Annotated in this window: 19 protein-coding genes and 1 pseudogene; 10 read left to right on the top strand and 10 right to left on the bottom strand. The window is 69.9% G+C overall.

Translation table 11 applies throughout. The features are described from left to right. Nucleotides 1–28: 28 nt before the first annotated feature. From mctP to B5557_RS14870, 3 genes are all read right to left on the bottom strand, one after another. The gene (gene mctP / locus B5557_RS14880) at nt 29–1,657 is read right to left on the bottom strand and encodes a monocarboxylate uptake permease MctP (protein ID WP_079659753.1); all 1,629 of its coding nucleotides are present in this window, start codon (nt 1,655–1,657) and stop codon (nt 29–31) included. Continuing rightward, complete coding sequence (locus B5557_RS14875; protein WP_099935991.1) at nt 1,654–1,914, bottom strand: DUF3311 domain-containing protein; 261 nt, start codon at nt 1,912–1,914, stop codon at nt 1,654–1,656. Before B5557_RS14875 ends, mctP begins: the two co-directional genes overlap by 4 nt. 101 nt (nt 1,915–2,015) lie before the next feature. Next, nucleotides 2,016–2,780 carry a GntR family transcriptional regulator gene (locus B5557_RS14870; RefSeq protein ID WP_079659751.1) on the bottom strand — a complete coding sequence of 255 codons (765 nt, stop codon included), beginning with the start codon at nt 2,778–2,780 and terminating at the stop codon, nt 2,016–2,018. A gap of 356 nt (nt 2,781–3,136) precedes the next feature. Here B5557_RS14870 and B5557_RS14865 point away from each other — a divergent pair, with 356 nt between their 5' ends. The 4 genes from B5557_RS14865 (at nt 3,137) to B5557_RS14850 (ending at nt 7,927) form a co-directional block, all read left to right on the top strand. Continuing rightward, nucleotides 3,137–4,417 carry an extracellular solute-binding protein gene (locus B5557_RS14865; protein ID WP_079659750.1) on the top strand — a complete coding sequence of 427 codons (1,281 nt, stop codon included), beginning with the start codon at nt 3,137–3,139 and terminating at the stop codon, nt 4,415–4,417. A 137-nt stretch (nt 4,418–4,554) separates the two neighbouring features. After that, nucleotides 4,555–5,553 (top strand): carbohydrate ABC transporter permease, encoded by a 999-nt coding sequence (locus B5557_RS14860; protein WP_079659748.1) that lies wholly within the window; start codon nt 4,555–4,557, stop codon nt 5,551–5,553. Further along, nucleotides 5,550–6,386, top strand: a complete 837-nt coding sequence (locus B5557_RS14855; protein ID WP_079659747.1) for a carbohydrate ABC transporter permease — start codon at nt 5,550–5,552, stop codon at nt 6,384–6,386. Before B5557_RS14860 ends, B5557_RS14855 begins: the two co-directional genes overlap by 4 nt. 8 nt (nt 6,387–6,394) lie before the next feature. Next, on the top strand, nt 6,395–7,927 hold the full coding sequence (locus tag B5557_RS14850) for a glycoside hydrolase family 3 protein (RefSeq protein WP_079659745.1): 1,533 nt from the start codon (nt 6,395–6,397) through the stop codon (nt 7,925–7,927). Between the two features lie 169 nt (nt 7,928–8,096). On the opposite strand, the gene nagB is transcribed toward B5557_RS14850, so the two are convergent. Continuing rightward, nucleotides 8,097–8,882 carry a glucosamine-6-phosphate deaminase gene (gene nagB / locus B5557_RS14845; RefSeq protein ID WP_079659744.1) on the bottom strand — a complete coding sequence of 262 codons (786 nt, stop codon included), beginning with the start codon at nt 8,880–8,882 and terminating at the stop codon, nt 8,097–8,099. A gap of 61 nt (nt 8,883–8,943) precedes the next feature. Between nagB and B5557_RS14840 the strand changes: the two are divergent. Together B5557_RS14840 and B5557_RS14835 are read left to right on the top strand one after the other, a co-directional pair. Next, a pseudogene (locus B5557_RS14840) lies at nt 8,944–9,192 on the top strand (TetR/AcrR family transcriptional regulator); the annotation flags it as partial. A gap of 416 nt (nt 9,193–9,608) precedes the next feature. Further along, entirely contained in the window at nt 9,609–11,075 is a 1,467-nt protein-coding gene (locus B5557_RS14835) for a sensor histidine kinase (protein ID WP_180291627.1), read from the top strand. A gap of 188 nt (nt 11,076–11,263) precedes the next feature. On the opposite strand, the gene B5557_RS14830 is transcribed toward B5557_RS14835, so the two are convergent. Beyond that, on the bottom strand, nt 11,264–11,521 hold the full coding sequence (locus B5557_RS14830; protein WP_006380970.1) for a WhiB family transcriptional regulator: 258 nt from the start codon (nt 11,519–11,521) through the stop codon (nt 11,264–11,266). A gap of 319 nt (nt 11,522–11,840) precedes the next feature. Continuing rightward, a complete protein-coding gene (locus B5557_RS14825) occupies nt 11,841–12,809 on the bottom strand; it encodes a diacylglycerol/lipid kinase family protein (RefSeq protein ID WP_079659740.1) in 969 nt (322 codons plus the stop codon). A gap of 147 nt (nt 12,810–12,956) precedes the next feature. On the opposite strand from B5557_RS14825, the gene B5557_RS14820 reads away from it, so the two are divergent. Continuing rightward, complete coding sequence (locus B5557_RS14820) at nt 12,957–13,397, top strand: hypothetical protein (RefSeq protein ID WP_079664783.1); 441 nt, start codon at nt 12,957–12,959, stop codon at nt 13,395–13,397. 55 nt (nt 13,398–13,452) lie between these two features. On the opposite strand, the gene B5557_RS14815 is transcribed toward B5557_RS14820, so the two are convergent. From B5557_RS14815 to B5557_RS14805, 3 genes are all read right to left on the bottom strand, one after another. Continuing rightward, nucleotides 13,453–14,562 (bottom strand): RNA polymerase sigma factor SigF, encoded by a 1,110-nt coding sequence (locus B5557_RS14815; protein WP_079659739.1) that lies wholly within the window; start codon nt 14,560–14,562, stop codon nt 13,453–13,455. Between the two features lie 17 nt (nt 14,563–14,579). Beyond that, nucleotides 14,580–14,993, bottom strand: a complete 414-nt coding sequence (locus B5557_RS14810; RefSeq protein WP_004925829.1) for an anti-sigma regulatory factor — start codon at nt 14,991–14,993, stop codon at nt 14,580–14,582. A 291-nt stretch (nt 14,994–15,284) separates the two neighbouring features. Continuing rightward, entirely contained in the window at nt 15,285–15,545 is a 261-nt protein-coding gene (locus B5557_RS14805; RefSeq protein ID WP_079659737.1) for a UBP-type zinc finger domain-containing protein, read from the bottom strand. A gap of 60 nt (nt 15,546–15,605) precedes the next feature. On the opposite strand from B5557_RS14805, the gene B5557_RS14800 reads away from it, so the two are divergent. Beyond that, nucleotides 15,606–17,204 (top strand): Na+/H+ antiporter, encoded by a 1,599-nt coding sequence (locus B5557_RS14800; protein WP_079659736.1) that lies wholly within the window; start codon nt 15,606–15,608, stop codon nt 17,202–17,204. 7 nt (nt 17,205–17,211) lie between these two features. On the opposite strand, the gene B5557_RS14795 is transcribed toward B5557_RS14800, so the two are convergent. Beyond that, the gene (locus B5557_RS14795) at nt 17,212–18,105 is read right to left on the bottom strand and encodes a 1-aminocyclopropane-1-carboxylate deaminase/D-cysteine desulfhydrase (protein WP_231976355.1); all 894 of its coding nucleotides are present in this window, start codon (nt 18,103–18,105) and stop codon (nt 17,212–17,214) included. 171 nt (nt 18,106–18,276) lie between these two features. Between B5557_RS14795 and B5557_RS14790 the strand changes: the two genes are divergently transcribed. Both B5557_RS14790 and B5557_RS14785 read left to right on the top strand, forming a co-directional pair. After that, the gene (locus B5557_RS14790) at nt 18,277–19,683 is read left to right on the top strand and encodes a family 2B encapsulin nanocompartment shell protein (RefSeq protein ID WP_079659732.1); all 1,407 of its coding nucleotides are present in this window, start codon (nt 18,277–18,279) and stop codon (nt 19,681–19,683) included. 50 nt (nt 19,684–19,733) lie between these two features. After that, complete coding sequence (locus tag B5557_RS14785; RefSeq protein WP_162499680.1) at nt 19,734–20,801, top strand: family 2 encapsulin nanocompartment cargo protein polyprenyl transferase; 1,068 nt, start codon at nt 19,734–19,736, stop codon at nt 20,799–20,801. Nucleotides 20,802–20,878 lie beyond the last annotated feature (77 nt).

Here is a 20,878-nt window from a genome sequence, read left to right as displayed (position 1 = left end):
TGAGCTCGGCCGCCGGCCTGTCGTGCCGTCAGTGGGCGCTGCCCGCCGTCGCCGGAGGCAACTCCACCTGCACCCCCGCGTCCCCGGCGTCCGCCGTGTAGTCCTCCGGCTTTGTCTCGTCGACGCCCTCGGGGGCCTTGGCCGCCTTCAGGACGAAGGTGAGGACCACGGTGACGACGACGTTGAGGACGAACGCCGTCAGGCCGATGTAGCCGATCTCGCCGATGCCGGGGATCTCCTTCGCCGAGCCGCCGAAGTGCTTCTGGGTCGGGGAGGCGACGCCGTACGCGGCGAAGGTGCCGTAGATCATGCCGACCGCCCAGCCGGCGAGCAGCGCCCAGCGGTGGAACCAGCGGGTGAAGAGGCCGCCGACCAGGGCCGGGAAGGTCTGCAGGATCCAGATGCCGCCCAGCAGCTGGAAGTTGATGGCGACCGTCTTGTCCATGGTGAGGACGAACACCAGGGCCCCCACCTTCACAAGGAGCGAGACCAGCTTGGAGACCTTCGTCTCCTGCGCGGGCGTCGCGTCCGGCTTGATGAAGTCCTTGTAGATGTTGCGGGTGAAGAGATTCGCGGCCGCGATCGACATGATGGCGGCCGGCACGAGCGCGCCGATGCCGATCGCCGCGAACGCCACGCCCGCGAACCAGTCCGGGAACATGTCCTCGAACAGCTGCGGGATCGCCAACTGCCCGTTGGTGACCTTGACGCCGGCCGCGATCGCCATGAAGCCCAGCAGCGCCAGCAGGCCCAGCATCAGGGAGTACAGCGGCAGGATCGTGGTGTTGCGGCGGATCACGTTCCGGCTGCGCGAGGACAGCGTCGCGGTGATCGAGTGGGGGTACATGAACAGCGCCAGAGCCGAGCCCAACGCCAGCGTCGCGTACGTCCACTGGCCCGGTTCCGCCGGGGCCAGCGCGCCGCGCGGCTTGCCCGTGGCCGGGTTGGTCTGGCTGAACGCCTCGCCCGCCTTGGCGAAGATGTCGTCGAAGCCGCCCAGCTTGATCGGGATGTAGATGATCGCCACCGCGATGACGATGTAGATCAGCGTGTCCTTCACGAACGCGATCAGCGCGGGGGCCCGAAGTCCGGACGAGTAGGTGTACGCCGCCAGCACGCCGAACGCGATCAGCAGCGGCAGGTCCTTCACGAACCAGTTGGTGTCCTCGCCGCCGCCGACGCCCATCACGTCGAGCACGGCCTGGATGCCGACCAGTTGGAGCGCGATGTACGGCATCGTCGCCAGGATGCCGGTGACGGCGACCGCCAGCGACAGGCCCTTCGAGCCCCAGCGCCCTCGCACGAAGTCCGAGGTCGTGACGTAGCCGTGCTTGTGGGAGACCGACCACAGGCGGGGCAGGAAGGTGAAGATCAGCGGGTAGACGAGGATCGTGTAGGGCACGGCGAAGAAGCCGGCCGCGCCAGCCGCGTAGATCGCCGCGGGCACGGCGACGAACGTGTACGCCGTGTACAGGTCGCCGCCGAGCAGGAACCAGGTGACCCAGGTGCCGAACGACCGGCCGCCCAGGCCCCATTCGTCAAGGCTGTGCTCGTTCTCGGCCTTGCGCCAGCGTGCGGCCAGGAAGCCCATGGCCGTGACGGCCAGGAAGAAGAAGATGAAGACGGCGAGTGCCACGCCGTTCACGCCGTCGTTCACTTCGACGCACCCCCGCCCTGGGTCGTGCGGCCGCGCTGGTCCCGCTGCCACAGCTTGTACGCGATCATCGTGAGTGCCGTGGAGATCAGCACCCAGAGCATCTGGTACCAGTAGAAGAAGGGGATCCCTATGAACGCCGGATCCACCTTCGCGTACGAACCCACCCACAGCATCGCCACGAAGGGCGCGATCAGACAGAGGGCGATGACGACGCGCACAGGCGTCACCACCGGTTCCCTCGTTTCTTCGTCGGACATCGGCGGTTCCGTCCCCTCACTCTGATCGCCTTGATCACAGATGTAATGCGCAGGCAATGTAAGTGACGGATAAGCCCAGCGGAAGACCCTCCACAGAGCCTCTACTCGGCAGGCCGCTTCAGGCGCGCCACGAACTTGTACCGGTCGCCCCGGTAGACCGACCGCACCCACTCCACCGGCTGGCCGTCCTTGTCCAGCGAGTGGCGGGAGAGCATCAGCATCGGCAGGCCCACGTCGGTGCCGAGGAGGCCCGCCTCGCGCGGGGTGGCCAGGGAGGTCTCGATGGTCTCCTCGGCCTCGGCGAGATGGACGTCGTACACCTCGGCCAACGCCGTGTAGAGGGACGTGTACTTGACCAGTGACCTGCGCAGCGCCGGGAAGCGCTTCGCGCTGAGGTGGGTCGTCTCGATCGCCATCGGCTCGCCGTTGGCCATGCGCAGCCGCTCGATGCGCAGCACGCGCCCGCCGGCCGTGATGTCGAGCAGGTCGGCGAGGCGGTCGTCGGCGGTGATGTAGCCGACGTCCAGGAGCTGCGAGGTCGGTTCGAGGCCCTGGGCGCGCATGTCCTCGGTGTACGAGGTGAGCTGGAGCGCCTGGGACACCTTGGGCTTGGCGACGAAGGTGCCCTTGCCCTGGATGCGTTCGAGCCGGCCCTCGACGACGAGTTCCTGCAGGGCCTGGCGGACGGTCGTGCGCGAGGTGTCGAACTCGGCGGCCAGGGTGCGCTCCGGCGGGACCGGAGTGCCCGGGGACTGTGTCTCCGTGATGTCGAGGAGGTGCTTCTTCAGCCGGTAGTACTTGGGCACGCGCGCGGTACGGACGGTCGCCCCACCCTCGTTCTCCGCACTGCTGACGTCGGTGCTCATGGCCTGCCTTCCCGGCTTCGGATGGGGTCACATCGTGGCACGGACGCGGTGATGCCGCCGCGCCGTTCCGTGATCCTCTCTGTATACCGTCGCAACCTTTGCTGGTCTAGTCCACCAGAGCAAATGGTCTACCGGTCCGGCCCTGTTCGGCAGCCATGTTTTCGACAGCTTCTTACTTAAAGGTTCCTGCATATGTAGGTCCCATAACGGCTGGTCGGAGGGGTTTCGGCCACCCTTGACAGACCTATCGGCCTGAGCCAAGCTCTGCCCACTGGTCTACACCATTGGTCCAGGTCCAGGTTGGGTGCAGGTCCCGACCCGTGGGCGGGGGGTGTGGCATCCCTGAGGAGGATGGCGTGAAGCGCAAGCTGATAGCCGCGATCGGTATCGCGGGCATGGTGGTCTCCCTCGCGGCGTGCGGGGACGACAGCGGGAGCGGGGACTCGAAGGGCACCGACGCCAAGGAGCTGACCGTCTGGCTCACCGTCGACGCGCAGAACAACTGGCCCGACCTGGTCAAGGCCGCCGACGCCGCGGTGCAGAAGGCACACCCGGGCGTCAAGATCAACCACGAGTACTACGGCTGGCCGGACAAGAACACCAAGCTCGACGCGGTCCTCGCCACCGACAAGGCCCCCGACGTCGTCGAGATGGGCAACACCGAGATGCTCGGCTACATGGTCAAGGGCGCCTTCGCCCCCCTGGACGCCGCCAAGTTCGACAACTCCTCCGCCTGGCTCGACGGCCTCAAGGCCTCCGTGACGTACGACGGCAAGACCTACGGCGTTCCGTACTACGCCGGCGGTCGCGTCGGGAACTGGCGCAAGGACCTCTTCGCCTCGGTGGGCGTCACGTCCACGCCGAAGACGTACGCGGAGCTGACCGCCGCCCTGGACAAGGTCCAGAAGAAGGAGGGCGACCAGTTCTCCGCCTGGTACCAGCCCACCCGCGACTGGTATGCGGCCATGTCCTTCGTCTACGACGCCGGCGGCTCCATCGCCAAGGAGGACGGCGGCCAGTGGAAGGCCAACCTGTCCTCGCCCGAGTCGATCAAGGGCCTCACCGAATTCAAGAACGTCGTCGACAAGTACATGCACGGCGACAAGACCAAGGACGAGTCCGACCGTTACATCGTCTACGGCCAGGGCAAGTCCGGCATGATCTTCGGCGCGGCCTGGGAGGGCGCGACCTCCGAGGACCCGAAGAACGACAAGACCGGCAAGCTCAAGGGCAACCTCGAGAACTTCGTGATGCCCGGCCCGTCCGGCAAGAACCTCCCCGTCTTCCTGGGCGGCTCCGACCTCGCCGTCCCGGTGAAGTCGAAGGCGCAGGCCCTCGCCGCCGAGTGGATCAACGCGTTCACCGGCCCCGCGGGTCAGAAGGGCCTGATGGCCAAGGGCAACCTGCCCAACAACAAGACCGACCTTGCGACCCTCAAGAACGACCCGAAGACGGCCGTCCCGGCCACCGCCGCCGAGTCCAACTGGTTCGTCCCCATGGCCCCGGGCTGGGGCCAGGTCGAGAAGGCCCAGGTCCTGCAGACCATGCTGCAGAGCATCGGCACCGGCAAGCAGTCGGTCGAGGCCGCCGCGAAGGCAGCGGACGCCGCGATCGACAAGGTCATCAACACCAAGTGACCTGAGGTCAGGGCCCTGCAGCGAGCAGGGCCCTGCTCCCCGTACGACCTGTACCCGTACGACCTGTACCCGTACGACCCGTACCCGTAGGACCCGTACGACCCGTTCGACCTGAGGGACCGCTGAGGAGCGCGCGGATGAGTGCCGCAGACACGACCACTGCCGAAGTGCCGCCGACGCGGCAGTCGCCACCACCACCGCCCGTGGGCGAGCCAGGACCCAAGGGCCAAAAGCGCGGCCGGCGTTCCGGCGGGGCCGCCACCCCCTGGCTGCTGCTCGCCCCCTGTCTGCTGGTCCTCGCCCTGGTGATGGGCTATCCGCTGGTCCGGCTGGTCACCCTCTCCTTCCAGAAGTTCGGGCAGTCCCAGCTCTGGGGCTTCCAGCCGGCGAAGTCGGTCGGGTTCGACAACTTCACGGGCGTGCTGGGCGACGGCGAGTTCTGGCAGGTCGTGGTCCGTACGATCGTCTTCGCGGCCGGCTGCGTGATCTTCACGATGGTCGCCGGGATGCTGATCGCGCTGCTGCTCCAGCGGGTCTCCGGCTGGGTGAAGACCCTCGTCAACATCGCGCTCGTGGCGAGTTGGGGCATGCCCGTCATCGTCGCCACCACCGTCTTCAAGTGGCTGTTCGACGCCGACTACGGCATCCTCAACGCCGTCCTGAGCAAGCTGCCGGGCGTCGAGCTGATCGGCCACAACTGGTTCGCGAGCGGCCCGCAGGGGCTCGCGGTCATCATGCTCCTGGTGGTGTGGGGCGCGGTCCCCTTCGTGGTCATCACCCTCAGCGCCGGCCTCACCCAGGTCCCCGCCGAACTGGAGGAGGCCGCCCGCCTCGACGGCGCGGGCGCCTGGGGTGTCTTCCGGTACGTCACGCTGCCCATCCTCAAGCCGATCATCGTGATGCTGACGACCCTGTCGGTCATCTGGGACATGGGCGTCTTCCCGCAGGTCTTCGTCATGCGCAACGGGCATCCGGAGGCCGAGTTCCAGCTCCTGACGACGTACTCCTACGACCGCGCGTTCGTCGTCAACGACTACGGACAGGGCTCGGCGATCGCCCTGATCACCGTGCTGCTGCTGCTCGGGGTGGTCGCCGTGTACATGCGCCAGATGCTGAAGATCGGAGAGGTCGAATGAGCACCCTCGCACCCCGGCGGTCCTCGCGCCTCGGCTGGAACCTCCTCGGCCTCCTCGTGTTCGCCGCCGCCGGCTTCCCCGTCTACTGGATGCTGAACACGGCCATCAAGCCCGCGAAGGACGCGATCGACCCGGACCCGAGCCTGCTGCCGACCGGCTTCACGCTCTCCAACTTCCGCCGCGCCCTGGACATCGCCGACTTCTGGGGGCCGGTGGGCCGCAGCCTGATCGTCTCCCTCGCGGTCGTCGCGATCGGTGTCGTCGTCGGCATGCTGGCCGCGCTCGCCATCTCCCGGTTCGCCTTCCGGGGCCGCAAGATCGTGATCGTCGGCATCCTGGCCGTCCAGATGGTCCCGCTCGTCGCCATGATCATCCCGGTCTTCCTGCTCCTGAACGACCTGGACCAGTACGACAAGCTCTCCGGGCTGATCATCACGTATCTGACCTTCATCCTCCCCTTCACGGTGTGGACGCTGCGCGGCTTCATCGTCAACATCCCCAAGGAGCTGGAGGAGGCGGCCATGGTCGACGGCTGCACGCGGACCAGCGCCTTCATCCGCGTCGTCTTCCCCCTCCTCGCCCCGGGCATGGTCGCCACCTCGGTCTACGGCTTCATCCAGGCCTGGAACGAGTACCTGTACGCCCTGATGCTGCTCAGCCAGAAGAACCAGACGGCGACCGTCTGGCTCGGCAACTTCACCACCAAGCACGGCACCGAGTACGCCCCGATGATGGCCGGCGCCACGATGATGGCCCTGCCGATCGTCGTCCTGTTCCTCCTTGTCCAGCGCAAGATGGCCGCGGGGCTGACCGCGGGCGCCGTGAAGGGATAACGCCCCCGATGACGACATTCGCCAGCGGCACCACCGCGTTCGACAAGGACAGGCTCACCCGCGACGCCCTGACGGTCCTGCAACCCGGTTTCCCCGGCACCACCGCCCCCGACTGGCTGCTGCGTCGGCTCGGCGAGGGCCTGGCGTCGGTGGGCCTGTTCGGCAGGAACATCACCTCACCCGAACAACTCGCCGCGCTGACCGCGCAGTTGCGCGCGGAGCGGGAGGACGTCCTGGTCGCGATCGACGAGGAGGGCGGAGACGTCACGCGCCTGGAGGTGCGCACCGGCTCCAGCTTCCCCGGCAACCACGCCCTGGGCGCGGTGGACGATGTCGCCCTCACCCGGGAGGTCGCCGCGGAACTGGGGCGCCGGCTCGCCGCGTGCGGGGTGAACCTCAACTGGGCCCCGTCCGCGGACGTCAACTCCAACCCCGCCAACCCGGTGATCGGCGTCCGCTCCTTCGGCGCCGACCCGGAACTGGTCGCCCGCCACACCGCCGCCTACGTCACGGGCCTGCAGTCCGCCGGGGTGGCCGCCTGCACCAAGCACTTCCCGGGCCACGGTGACACAGCCGTCGACTCCCACCACGCGCTCCCGCGCATCGACGTCGGGACGCCCGTGCTCGGGGACCGTGAACTGACCCCGTTCCGCGCGGCCATCACCGCCGGAACCCGCGCCGTCATGAGCGCCCACATCCTGGTCCCCGCCCTGGACCCGACCCGCCCGGCCACTCTGTCCCCCCGCATCCTCACCGCCCTCCTGCGCGACGAACTCGGCTACGACGGCCTCATCGTCACCGACGGCATGGAGATGCAGGCCGTCGCCGCGACCTACGGCATCGAACGCGGCAGCGTCCTCGCGATCGCGGCCGGCGCCGACGCCATCTGTGTGGGCGGAGGCCTCGCGGACGAGGACACGGTACGCCGTCTGCGCGACGCCCTGGTCACCGCCGTCCGCACCGGCGAACTCGCGGAGGAGCGCCTCGCGGACGCCGCGGACCGCGTACGGGACCTCGCCCGATGGACGGCCACGGAGCCCAAGCCCACGGCCGCGAACGACTACGACGGCGGTAACGGCGACGGCGGCCGCGTGCGTGCCGACGTCGGTCTGATCGCCGCCCGCCGTGCCCTCCGGCTCACCGGCGGGGAGGTCTTCAGCCCCCTCACCGAACCGCCGTACGTCGCCGCGCTCACCCCCGTCGCGAACATCGCCGTCGGCGCCGAGACCCCGTGGGGCGTGGCGGCGGAGCTGGTCCGGCTGTTGCCGGGGACGGAGACGGGCAGCTTCGCCGGCCCGGAGGCGGGGCACGCGGCGCTGGTCGCGGCGGGGGAGCGGCGCATCGTCGCCGTGGTCCGCGACGAGCACCGGCACCCCTGGATGGCGGCGGCCCTCGACACCCTCCTCACCGCCCGCCCGGACACGGTCGTCGTAGAAATGGGCGTCCCCCAGGCCCCACCCCGGGGCACCCTCCACATAGCCACTCACGGCGCCGCCCGAGTCTGCGGCCGCGCGGCGGCAGAGGTCATAGCGGGCAAGTAGCCCCCCCCACGACGCGAGAGGCGCCGGCCCCCTTTGCAGGGACCGGCGCCTCTCGTGCTTTTAAGGGGCGCGGGGCTATATCGATATGCGGCTCCGCCGCGTGGGCGCGACCAGCCCCCCACGGCCCGCAGCCCGCAACGAAACAGAACCCGGCAGACGAGACCGTTTCTTAAATCCCCTGCCACGCAGGCTTGTTGGCATACGTGTGCCGGAAGTAGTCCGCGAGCTTCAGCTTGGACGCCGCACCCTCGTCGACGACAACCGTCGCATGCGGATGCAACTGCAGCGCCGAGGCCGGACACACCGCCGCCACCGGCCCCTCCACCGTCGCCGCGACCGCGTCCGCCTTACCCTCCCCGGTGGCCAGCAGCACCAGATGCCGCGCCTCCAGGATCGTCCCGATGCCCTGGGTGATGACGTGGTGCGGAACCTGCTCGATGTCCCCCCCGAAGAACCTCGCGTTGTCCACCCGCGTCTGCTCGGTCAGCGTCTTGATCCGGGTGCGGGAGGCCAGCGAGGAGCAGGGCTCGTTGAACCCGATGTGTCCGTCGGTGCCGATGCCGAGCAGCTGGAGGTCCACGCCGCCGGCCGCGGCCAGCGCGCGGTCGTACGCCTCGCAGGCCGCCTGCACGTCCGCGGCGGTGCCGTCCGGGCCGAGGAACGCCTCCATGCCGATGCCGAGCGGTTCCAGCACCTCCCGCCGCAGCACCGAGCGGTAGGACTCGGGGTGCTCGGCGGGCAGCCCGACGTACTCGTCGAGCTGGGCGATCCGCGCCCGCCCGGTGTCCACGGCGCCGGAGCGCACCCTGGCCGCCAGCGCCTGGTAGATGGGCAGCGGGGTGGAGCCGGTGGCCACCCCGAGCAGCGCGTCCGGCTTGCGCCGCAGGAGCTGCGCCATGGCCTCGGCGATGAGTTCGCCGCCCGACCGGGCGTCCGGAACGATGACAACTTCCACGCTGGCCTACCGTTCTCGTATCCGTGTGGTTTAGACCAATCTATGGAGCCAATCTAACAGAATCGGGTGCCGACGACTTTTCTCCAATGAGGAGAAGGCGGTCCTGGCGTTCTGGAGGCACGGCTACGAGGCGACCTCCGTCTCCGACCGCAACCGGATCACGGGCATCGGCGCCCCCAGCCTCTACGCGGCCTTCGGCGACAAGCGCGCGCTGTTCGAGGAGGTCGTCAACGTCTACGGCGACACATACGGCTCCTTCGCGGGGCGCGCCCTGGCCGAGGAGCCGACCGCCCGCGCCGCCGTCGAGCGGAGCGAGCCGGGAGCAACCGGAGGCGGTCGCGGAAATTGCCCTCTCCATCTGGCCCCGCACCGGAACCCCCACAGGCTAGGCTGCGTTGTGGATGACAAGGCGTTCGAATACTCACAACAACGAACAAGCTCCCACGCATGGACACGCCTAGTGGTCTAGTCCACAATGGCGGGGAGAACCACGGAAACACCAAGAACTTCCGTCTTCCCCGCACAGGAAGGCGGACCGAGGAACCGGTGCTCTCTGCCCTGACTGCCCCGGATCCTCACCTTCGGTCGACGGGACCGCACACCCCGCGGCCGATATTGCTCCGGGCTGCGGTGCCGGGAGGGTTGAGGGTCCCTCTCAGGCGCCGCGGCCCGCGGGTGTTTTAGGCCCCGCGCATACCCGAAGGTACGCTCACAGACGTGCCCTCCATGAACGAACTCGTACGCCAGCACACCGCACTCGACGACTCCGACCTCGAGTGGCTCCACCTGCTGGTCTCGGAGTGGCAGTTGCTCTCCGACCTCTCCTTCGCCGACCTGGTCCTGTGGGTCCCCACCCGCGACGGCGCGCGCTATGTCTCCGTCGCCCAGATGCGCCCCAACACAGGCCCCACTTCCTACCAGGACGACATGGTCGGCCACCTCGTCCCCCGGGGCCGCCGCCCCCTCCTCGACGCGGCCCTGGACGAGGGCCGGATCGTGCGCGAGGGCGACCCGGAGTGGCGCGAGGAGGTCCCCGTCCGGGTCGAGTCGATCCCCGTACGGCGCGAGGGCCGCGTCCTCGGCGTCATCGCCCGCAACACCAACCTGCTGACCGTGCGCACCCCCAGCCGGCTGGAGCTCACCTACCTCCAGAGCGCCTCCGACCTCGCGCAGATGATCGCGGCCGGCTCCTTCCCGTTCCCCAACCAGCTGATGGACATGGACGCGGCCCCACGCGTCGGCGACGGCCTGATCCGCGTCGACGGCGAAGGCATCGTCCAGTACGCCTCCCCGAACGCGCTGTCCGCCTACCACCGCATGGGCCTCGCCTCCGACCTGGTCGGTCAGCACCTCGGCCTGACCACCGCCGAACTCGCACCGACCCGGGGCCCCGTGGACGAGGCGCTCGCCAAGGTCGCCAGCGGCTGGGCGCCCCGCGAGTTCGAGATCGAGGCCAACGACGGGGTCATCCAGTTCCGGGCGATCCCGCTCAAGCCCAAGGGCACCCGGATCGGCGCACTCGTGCTGCTCCGGGACGTCACCGAACTGCGTCGCCGCGAGCGCGAGTTGATCACCAAGGACGCGACCATCCGGGAGATCCACCACCGGGTGAAGAACAACCTCCAGACGGTGGCGGCCCTGCTGCGCCTCCAGGCCCGTCGCATCGAGTCCGAGCGCGGCCGGGAGGCCCTCGAAGAGGCCGTGCGCCGGGTCGGCTCCATCGCCATCGTGCACGAGACGCTCTCCCAGAACCTGGACGAGCGCGTGGAGTTCGACGAGATCGCCGACCGCGTGCTGGCGATGGTCGCCGAGATCTCGCCGGGCAAGGTCACCGGCCGGCGCAGCGGACGCTTCGGCATCCTGGACGCCGAGGTCGCCACCCCGCTGTCCATGGTCCTCACCGAGATCCTCCAGAACGCCCTGGAACACGGCTTCCGCGAGGGCGACACCGGCACGGTCGAGGTCTCCGCGGTCCGCGGCGGCACCACGAAGGAGGGCCGTCTGCTGGTCACGGTCCAGGACGACGGCGTCGGCCTGCCCGAGGGCTTCGACCCGCACACCTCGGGCAACCTCGGCCTGCAGATCGTACGGACGCTGGTGGAGGGCGAGTTGGGCGGCACCTTCGACATGGTCCCGGCCCCGGAACACGGCACGCAGGTGATCCTCGACATTCCGGTGGCGGCGCAGAAGTAACGCGGGTAAGAGATCTGCAAGGGGGCGGGTGCACAGCAAGAAGCCCCGGACCGTTCAGGGGTCCGGGGCTCGAATGCTCGTTGTCAGCGTGTGCTGCGCATCGGGGGTACTGCGCGCTGCGGCTCGGGGGCGGGAGAAGCGTACTAGCTGTACGCGCCGCCAAGCTCAGGCTTGCGGGGCGGGTGTTGTCAGGCGGTTGCCTGACGGGCCCGGTTGCGGGCGGCGCGGCGCTTCATGGCACGGCGCTCGTCCTCGCTGAGACCACCCCAGACGCCGGAGTCCTGGCCGGACTCGAGCGCCCACTGCAGACACTGCTCCATAACCGGGCAGCGACGGCAGACGGCCTTGGCTTCCTCGATCTGCAGCAGCGCAGGACCGGTGTTGCCGATGGGGAAGAAGAGCTCGGGGTCTTCCTCGCGGCAAACGGCGTTGTGACGCCAGTCCATGGCTGCTACCTCTCCTTGGTATTACGTGCAGGTTGCTTGTGAATGTGAACGCTTTCACGAATCCCTCAACAAGTGAAGGGCCGCCCGCCAGGCTCGCCGACGGGGTCCTGTTGATTGAAGAGGGGTTCCGGTGATCAGTGGAGGCTGGTGTTGCGGGCCGTCCCGATCGCCACGTAGAGACTCGCAAACCTCAGCGGCGGATACAACCCCTACCGGAAAGTTTTTTTTGATTCCTCGGTGTCGACTAGGTCACAGCCGTACTTCCATGGGGTGGACCCTGGCCTAAACGTTCGAGTGAAAGGACTTCAGCCCTTTCTGCTCACACAATCACACGCAGTGCACGGCGTACGCCTGTGAACGTCACGCTGGTGCGCAGCCCCAGGTGGTCACCGTCCATCTGGAGGGGCAGGGGGACCTTCGAATGCAAGGTGAACTGGTCCAGGTCGTGCAGTGAGACGGCATGCTTGCCGTGCGGTCCCTTGTCGGGGGACGAAGTGAGCAACTGGGTGCCATATCGGGCAACCGCGACAGTGGACAGACGGCTGAGGCCGAGTACGTCGAGCCCAGTATCGAACGAGGCCTTAGGCGACGCGTACACCGGGCGATTGCCCAGATACGTCCACGGAGCCGTGTTGCAGACTATGGACAGCACCAAATCGGTCACCGGCTCCACGCCGGGCCGCTCCAGGGTGATCGACCCATGCCGGCGCTGTGACTCACCCAACAACTGGCGCACCGCCTGGCGGATGTAAAGAGCGTGGGTGGATTTCCTGCCCCGCTCGCGCTGCTGCTCCACCCGGCCCACCACTCCGGCGTCGAAACCGAGCCCGGCGTTGAAGGTGAACCAGCGCGACGGCACCGCCTCGTCCTCCGTGCCGGGCGTGCCCGCGGCCAGGCCGAGACCGACCGTCCGCACGCTGTTCTCACTCAGGGCGTCCAGCACGGCGCCGGTCGCCTCCACGGGATCGTTGGGCAGACCCAGGGCGCGGGCGAAGACATTGGTGGAGCCGCCGGGGACCACCGCGAGGCTCGGCAGATTGTCCGGATCGGGGCCGGCGTGCAGCAGGCCGTTGACGACCTCGTTGACCGTGCCGTCGCCGCCGAGGGCCACCACCAGGTCGACATTTCCGCTGTCCGCGGCCTGCCGGCCCAGGTCACGCGCGTGACCGCGGTACTCGGTGGTGACCGCCTCGAGCTTCATCTCGCTGGCGAGCGCGTGGATGAGGACGTCGCGCGTCCGTGCACTGGTGGTGGTTGCCGCCGGATTGACCACGAGAAGTGCACGCATGAGTTGCAGCGTACCTACTGGCTCGAACCGACCACAGGCCGAGGTGGGGATCAGGTAAGAGATCACGCAGTGAGCCTCGACACGGGCGCCGCCACGCGCGCGTGGGCGGCCCGATCCCCGGCGGACGGCGCGGGCTACCCTTCAGGGGTGAGCAGTGAGCAGACCTCCGTCGCCCCGGAAACCGCAGAACCCCGCCCGCGCCGGCTGACGTACGCCGCCGCGCTCGCCGCCCTGGAGGGGCTGGCGCTGGTCGTCGGCGGGGTGTGGATGCTCGTCCTGGGGATCACGGCCGACCCGGACGACCGTCAGTCCGCCGTCACCGGCGGGGTCACGCTGATCGTGCTCGCACTGCTGCCGCTGCTCGCCGCCCGTGGGCTGCTGGGCCTGCGCAGCTGGAGCCGGGGGCCGGCCGTCATCACGCAGATCATGGCGCTGCCGGTGGCGTACAACCTGCTGCAGGCCGACAGCATGGCGATTCCGGCGGGCATCGCGCTCGCGGCCGTCGCCGTCGCGTCGCTCGTGCTGCTCGTCAACGGCGAGACGACGCGGGCCCTCGGGATCCGGGGGCCCGGCCGCACCTCGGAGTAGCCGGCCGACTGCTCTGCGACGCCGCTGCTCCTCGACGTCACGACTCCTTCAAGCCCTACTCCTCCACGAGGAGCTTCTCCCGCAGCTGGGCCAGCGTGCGCGCCAGCAGCCGGGAGACGTGCATCTGCGAGATGCCGACCTCCTGCGCGATCTGCGACTGGGTCATGTTGCCGAAGAACCGCAGCAGCAGGATCCGCTTCTCGCGCGGCGGGAGGTCCTCAAGGAGCGGCTTGAGCGACTCCCGGTACTCGACGCCCTCCAGCGCCTCGTCCTCCGCGCCGAGGGTGTCCGCGACCGCCGGGGACTCGTCGTCGGTGTCCGGGACGTCCAGGGACAGGGTGGAGTACGCGTTCGCGGACTCCAGGCCCTCCAGGACCTCCTCCTCCGAGATCGCCAGCTTCTCGGCGAGTTCGTGGACCGTGGGAGAGCGGCCGTGCTGCTGCGACAGCTCGGCCGTCGCCGTCGTCAGCGCCAGCCGCAGCTCCTGGAGCCTGCGCGGCACCCGCACCGCCCAGCCCTTGTCGCGGAAGTGCCGCTTGATCTCGCCGACGACCGTCGGGGTCGCGTACGTGGAGAACTCCACGCCGCGCTCCGGGTCGAAGCGGTCCACCGACTTGATCAGACCGATGGTCGCGACCTGGGTGAGGTCGTCCAGCGGCTCGCCGCGGTTGCGGAAGCGCCGCGCCAGATGCTCGACGAGCGGCAGATGCATGCGGACCAGCTGGTTGCGCATCTCCGCGTACTCGGGGCTGCCGTCCTGCAGCTTGCGCAGCTCGATGAACATCGCCCGCGCCCCGCTGCGGTCCCCCGGCGCCGGCGCCGGCATCGGGGGTGGGGGTGCCGCTGGTTCGTGCTGCGTGCCGGACACGCTCTGTTCGCCGTCTCGCTCGTGCTCGCTCATTGTCCCGCCCGTCGCCCTCTGTCGAGCCCTCGCCTCTGCTCGGCCTGGGGGCGAGCCCCCGGTCCGCCTCTCCCGAGGCGAGCCCTGCACGGCCCCCTCCGGCAGACCCGCCTGCGCGGAGGCCGAGTGGTCCTCCGGATGCGGCCGGGCCTGCTCGGGGATGCCGTCGATGCCGTCCGCCATGCGTCGGGAACCGTCCGGAGAGACTGGAATCTCGGCGCTCTCGGCCGGCAGCTCCCGTGTGCCGCGCTCTTCGTCCCGCACCGGCCCGTCCCCGTTCCTCACGCCGGCCCGGGTCCCGCGCCGCGCTGTTTGTAGAGGCTGATCGACACGGTCTTGTCCTCGTCGACGGCCGAGGACACCTTGCCCGCGAGGGCGGACAGGACGGTCCAGGCGAAGGTGTCACGCGAGGGCGCGTGGCCGTCCGTGGTCGGCGCCGAGACGGTGACTTCGAGCGAGTCGTCGACGAGTCGGAACACGCAACTCAGCACCGAGCCGGGCACGGCCTGCTGGAGCAGGATCGCGCAGGCCTCGTCCACCGCGATGCGCAGGTCCTCGATCTCGTCCAGGGTGAAGTCCAAACGGGCCGCGAGGCCGGCCGTGGCCGTCCGCAGCACCGACAGGTAGGCACCCGCAGCCGGCAGCCGGACTTCCACGAAGTCCTGGGTCGCGGGCTCGCCTGCGATCTGGGACACCCTCACCTCCAAGGTGGTACAAGCTTTTCGGGGCCGAGGGTCGCCCCCCGGGGTAACGCGTGTGTGGTGCAGCGGTGACGCTATCGCGCTCTCAAGTTTCCTGTCCCCGGACCCCAACCCCCTGGCGTCACTCACAGTAAAGCTGTGAACACGCTCCGTGTCTAGGGGTCTGCGGGCCCAAATGGGAAGAGGGCGCGCCGGGTTGACGTACCCAGACGTCAGACGGTCGAACCGTACCCGCCGGACGGCCGGGGCGTCTCATGAGTTCAACGGCCGAGCCGTCCGGGAAGTTCACACCAGGACGTGATCGACGAAGCACCACCGCCAGCTCTCGCCGGGTTCGAAGGTCCGCATGATCGGATGGCCGGACTCCTTGTGGTGCTCGGTGGCGTGCCGGCTCGGCGAGGAGTCGCAGCAGCCGACATGGCCGCACGTCAGGCACAGCCGCAGCTGAACCGGGTGGGTGCCGTCCCGCAGGCACTCCGGACACGTCTCGCCGAGCGGGACGGGTTCGGGGTCGGGCAGCGCGTCGGCGTGCGTGCACTGTTTCATGATGGCCAGATTACGACGGCTGTGCGGACAGCCGCGCGGAAAAACGAGAGCGGGCGGGACATGGACGTGATGCCACTGCTGTTGCTGGTGGCCGGCAGTGCGGGGATCGCGGCGGCGGCCAGGCGCACCCCGGTGCCGGCGCCGCTGATGCTGGTCGCGGTCGGCCTGGTGGTGTCGTACGTGCCCGGCGTCCCGGACTACACCCTCGACCCGGACGTCGTCCTGCCGCTCCTGCTGCCGCCGCTGCTGTACACGTCGGCCACCGAGAGCTCCTACCTCGACCTGCGCGCGCAGTTGCGGCCGGTGGCCCTGCTGTCGGTCGGATACGTGCTCTTCGCGACCTTCGCCGTCGGCTGGGCCGCCTACCTGCTCGTGCCCGGGCTGCCGCTGACGGCGGCGCTGGTGCTGGGCGCGGTGGTCGCGCCGCCGGACGCGGTCGCGGCCACCGCGGTGGCCCGCCGGGTCGGCCTGCCGTCCCGGATCACCACCATCCTCCAGGGCGAGTCCCTGCTGAACGACGCCACCGCGATCACCGCCTACAAGGTCGCCCTCGCGGTCGTGGTCGGCGAGGGCGCGTCCTGGGGCGGCGGCATCGAGGAGTTCCTGGTGGCGGCGGTCGGCGGCACCGTCGTCGGCCTGGTCCTGATGGCTCCGCTGCACTGGCTGCGCACCCACCTCAAGGAGCCCCTCCTCCAGAACACGCTCTCCCTGCTGATCCCCTTCGTCGCGTACGCGGCCGCCGAGCAGTTCCACGCCTCCGGCGTCATCGCCGTGGTCGTCGTCGCGCTCTACCTCGGCCACCGCGCGTGGGAGGTCGACTTCGCCACCCGCCTCCAGGAGGAGGCCGTGTGGAAGATGGTCGCCTTCGTCCTGGAATCAGCGGTCTTCGCGCTGATCGGCCTGCAGCTCCCGGTCGTCCTGAAGGGCCTCGGCGCCTACGAGGGTCTGGACGCCGCCTGGTACGCCGTCGTCCTCTTCCTCGTGGTCGTCGCGGCCCGCTTCCTGTGGGTGTATCCGGCGACCTTCCTGCCCCGGATGGTGTCGGCGCGCATCCGCGCGCGGGAGGACAACCCGACCTGGCGGGGGCCGATCGTCATCGGCTGGGCCGGCATGCGGGGCGTGGTCTCGCTCGCCATCGCCTTCTCCATCCCGCTCACCGTGAACCACGGTGACGCGCCCTTCCCGCACCGCAACCTCATCCTCTTCCTGACCTTCACGACGGTCATCGGCACCCTCGTGCTGCAGGGCCTGACCCTGCCGCCGCTGATCCGCCTGCTGAGGTTCCCCCAGCCCGACCCGCAGGCCGCCACCCTCGCCGAGGCCAACGCCCAGGCACAGGCCTCCCGGGTCGCGGAGGAACGCCTGGACGCCCTGCTGTCCGACGAGCGCAACACCCTGCCCCCGCCCCTCGCCGACCGGCTGCGCAGCGTCCTGGAGCGCCGCCGCAACGCCGTCTGGGAGCGCCTCGGCCAGGTCAACCCGATCACCGGCGAAACCGTCGACGACACCTATCGGCGCCTCTCACGCGAGATGATCAGCGCCGAACGCGAGATATTCGTCCGGCTGCGCGACGCCCGCTACATCGACGACGAGATGCTGCGGACGCTGCTGCGCCGACTGGACCTGGAGGAGGCGGCGGCGTTCCGGGAAGCGGGGTGAGCGGGCCTCACTGGGTGAACGGCGAGCCCGTCACGACCGCCGCGAGCCGTGCCCCGGGCGGGAAGGCCCCCTCCTCGGTCAGGGCGACAAGGGCGTACAGCGACTTGGCGACATAGAGACGTTCCACGGGCACACCGTGTCGCCGCTCGAAGTCCTCGGCGAAGGCGTCGAGCTCCGGGGGCACGCGCGCGTAGCCGCCGAAGTGGAAGCGCTCGTCCAGCCACCACTCGCCCCGCGGGCCCCCGAAGGCCTCCTGCTGCAGCGCCCGTATCTCCTCGCCCAGGAAGCCGCCCTTGAGGACCGGTATGCCCACGGCCCGCCGGCCGGGGCCGAGACCGGCGGCCAGGCCCGCGAGCGTGCCGCCGGTGCCGCAGGCGAGGGCGGCCACGTCGACACCGCCGTGGTCGCGCAGCTCCTCGCCGAGCGCCCGGCAGCCGCGGACCGCCGCCGCGTTGCTGCCGCCCTCCGGGACGACGTACGCGTCCTCGGCGCCGACCGCGTCCAGCAGCCCCGTCAGCACCCCCGGCTCGGTCTTGCGCCGGTACGTCGAGCGGTCCACGAAGTGCAGCCGCATGCCGTCGGCCGCGCACCGGGCCAGGGACGGGTTCAGCGGCCGGCCCGCCAGTTCGTCGCCGCGCACCACGCCCACCGTGGGCAGGCCCAGCAGCCGTCCGGCGGCGGCCGTGGCCCGCAGATGGTTGGAGTAGGCGCCGCCGAAGGTGACGATCGTCCGCCCCGCCGCCCGCTCCAGGTTGGGCGCCAGCTTGCGCCATTTGTTGCCGATCAGGTCCGGATGGATCAGGTCGTCCCGCTTCAGCAGCAGCCGTACGCCGTGCCGCTCGAACCGGTCGTCCGCCACGTCCTGGAGCGGCGAGGGCAGGCGGGGGCGCAGGTCGGTCACCCGCTCATTGTCGAACACTGTTCGGTGAAACGTGTCTCTTCCCTGCCCACGTTGATCCATTCCCGCTCTTTCGGGTAATAGCACCGGCACGCTCCGTGAGGAAGGCTTGCTCGCGTGAACAGTGCACCGGCGCAGTTCGGCGCCCGTGCATGAATCGGGAGGGTATTTCTCATGTCGGTAGGCGAAGAGGTCCGCGCGGAGCCGGGCAAGCCGCAGCAGAGTCTCGGCACGGCGGCCGCGCGGAACCTGGCCACCACGACCAAGTCCGCACCGCAGATGCAGGAGATCAGCTCCCGCTGGCTGCTGCGGAACCTGCCCTGGGTGGACGTACAGGGTGGTACTTACCGGGTCAACAGGCGGCTGACGTACGCGGTCGGAGACGGACGTGTCACGTTCGTGAAGACCGGCGACCGTGTCGAGGTCATCCCCGCCGAGCTGGGGGAACTGCCCGCGCTGCGCTCCTACGAGGACGAGGAGGTGCTCGGCGAGCTCGCCCAGCGCTGCCGGCAGCGGGAGTTCGGCCCCGGCGAGCTCATCGCCTCCTTCGGCAGCCAGACCGACGAGGTCTACCTCCTCGCCCACGGCCGCGTCGAGAAGGTCGGCACCGGCCCCTACGGTGACGACCAGGTGCTCGGAGTCCTCGCGGACGGCGCGTACTTCGGCGACCAGGCGCTGCTCGACGCCGACGCCATCTGGGAGTACACGGCCCGCGCCGACACCGCCTGCACCGTGCTGATCCTGACCCGGCAGGACGTCGAGCAGGTCGCGGAGCGCGCCGACACCCTGCGCGAACACCTCCAGCAGCTGCGCGCGATCCCCGAGCAGCGCACCAACAAGTACGGCGAGAAGGCCGTCGACCTGGCCGCGGGTCACGCCGGCGAGCCGGACATTCCGCACACGTTCGTCGACTACGACGCCCGGCCGCGCGAGTACGAACTGAGCATCGCCCAGACCGTCCTGCGCATCCACTCACGCGTGGCCGACCTGTACAACCAGCCCATGAACCAGACCGAGCAGCAGTTGCGGCTGACGGTCGAGGCGCTCAAGGAGCGCCAGGAGCACGAGCTCGTCAACAACCGGGAGTTCGGTCTGCTCCACAACTGCGAGTACGACCAGCGGCTCCAGCCGCACGACGGCGTGCCCAGCCCGGACGACCTGGACGAACTGCTCAGCAGGCGGCGCGGCACCAAGATGCTGCTCGCCCACCCGCGCGCGATCTCCGCGATCGGCCGCGAACTCAACAAGCGCGGGCTCGTCCCCGAGACGATCGACGTCGGCGGCAACCGGATCCCCACCTGGCGCGGGGTGCCGATCTACCCGTGCAACAAGATCCCGGTGACCGAGGCCCGCACCAGCTCGATCATCGCGATGCGTCTGGGCGAACAGGACCAGGGGGTCATCGGCCTGCGCCAGTCCGGCATTCCGGACGAGATCGAGCCGAGCCTGTCCGTGCGGTTCATGGGCATCAACGAACAGGCCATCATCAACTACCTGGTCACGGCCTACTACTCGGCCGCGGTCCTCGTACCGGACGCGCTGGGCGTTCTGGAGAACGTCGAGATCGGCCGCTGGCGGTGACGTCCGCCACCAGGCGGTACCGGGGCGAGGCGCGTGAAAGGCGGAGGTCCATCGGGTCCATCGGGAGTCAGGGCGACGGCGGTCCGGGACCGGCCGACGGGCATGAGGCGACGGCGCTCCTGGAGCGGTCGCGGGCCGCCGTCGACCCCGAACTGCGGGCGGCGATCGACTCGTTGCCCGGCTCGATGCGCCGGATCGCGCTCTACCACTTCGGCTGGGAGCACGCGGACGGCACCCCGGCCGCGGACAACGCGGGCAAGGCGATCCGCCCGGCACTCGTGCTCGCCGCGGCCTCCGCGCTCGGCGGGCCCGCGGCCCGCGCGGCGGCCGTCCGGGCGGCCGCCGCGGTCGAGCTGGTCCACAACTTCACGCTGTTGCACGACGACGTGATGGACCGCGACACCACGCGCCGACACCGCCCCACCGCCTGGACGGTGTTCGGCGACGCCGACGCGATCCTCGCCGGGGACGCACTGCAGGCCCTCGCGCTGGGGCTGCTCGCCGGGGACCCGCACCCCGCGTCCTCGGCGGCCGTCGCCCGGGTCGCGGCCTGCGTGGTCGAACTGTGCGCCGGCCAGCAGGCGGACACGGCCATGGAGAAACGCGGCCCCGCCGAGATCACCCTCGACGAGGTCCTCGTCATGGCCGAGGCCAAGACGGGCGCGCTCCTGGGCTGCGCCTGCGCCGTGGGCGCGCTGTACGCGGGGGCTGCCGAGGAGGACGTCGAGGCGCTGGACGCGTTCGGCCGGGAGGCCGGGCTCGCCTTCCAGCTCATCGACGACGTGATCGGGATATGGGGCGACCCACGGCACACCGGCAAGCCTGCCGGTGCGGACCTCGCCGTCCGCAAGAAGTCCTTGCCGGTGGTCGCCGCGCTGACCTCCGGCACCCCGGCGGCCGGCGAACTGGCCGAGCTGTACGCGGCGCCCTACGAGCCGGCCGACCTGGACCGCACGACGCTGGCCGTCGAGCGGGCCGGCGGCCGCGCATGGGCCCAGGACCAGGCGGCCGACCGCATGTCCCGCGCGATGCACGAACTGTCCCGGGCGATCCCGAACCCGGAGTCGGCGGGCGGCCTGCTCTCCCTGGCGGAGTTCGTGACCCGACGCAGCAACTAGGGCGACGACGCGGTGGGGGTGACGTGGCGTCCCCGGCGCCGCGTGGTCCCTGAGTTCGGGTGGTCCCTGAGTCCGCG

This window comes from Streptomyces sp. 3214.6 (genome assembly GCF_900129855.1).
Classification (GTDB): domain Bacteria; phylum Actinomycetota; class Actinomycetes; order Streptomycetales; family Streptomycetaceae; genus Streptomyces; species Streptomyces soliscabiei.
Note: the sequence above shows the minus strand (reverse complement) of the source record. Positions and strands in the feature narration are given on the sequence as shown.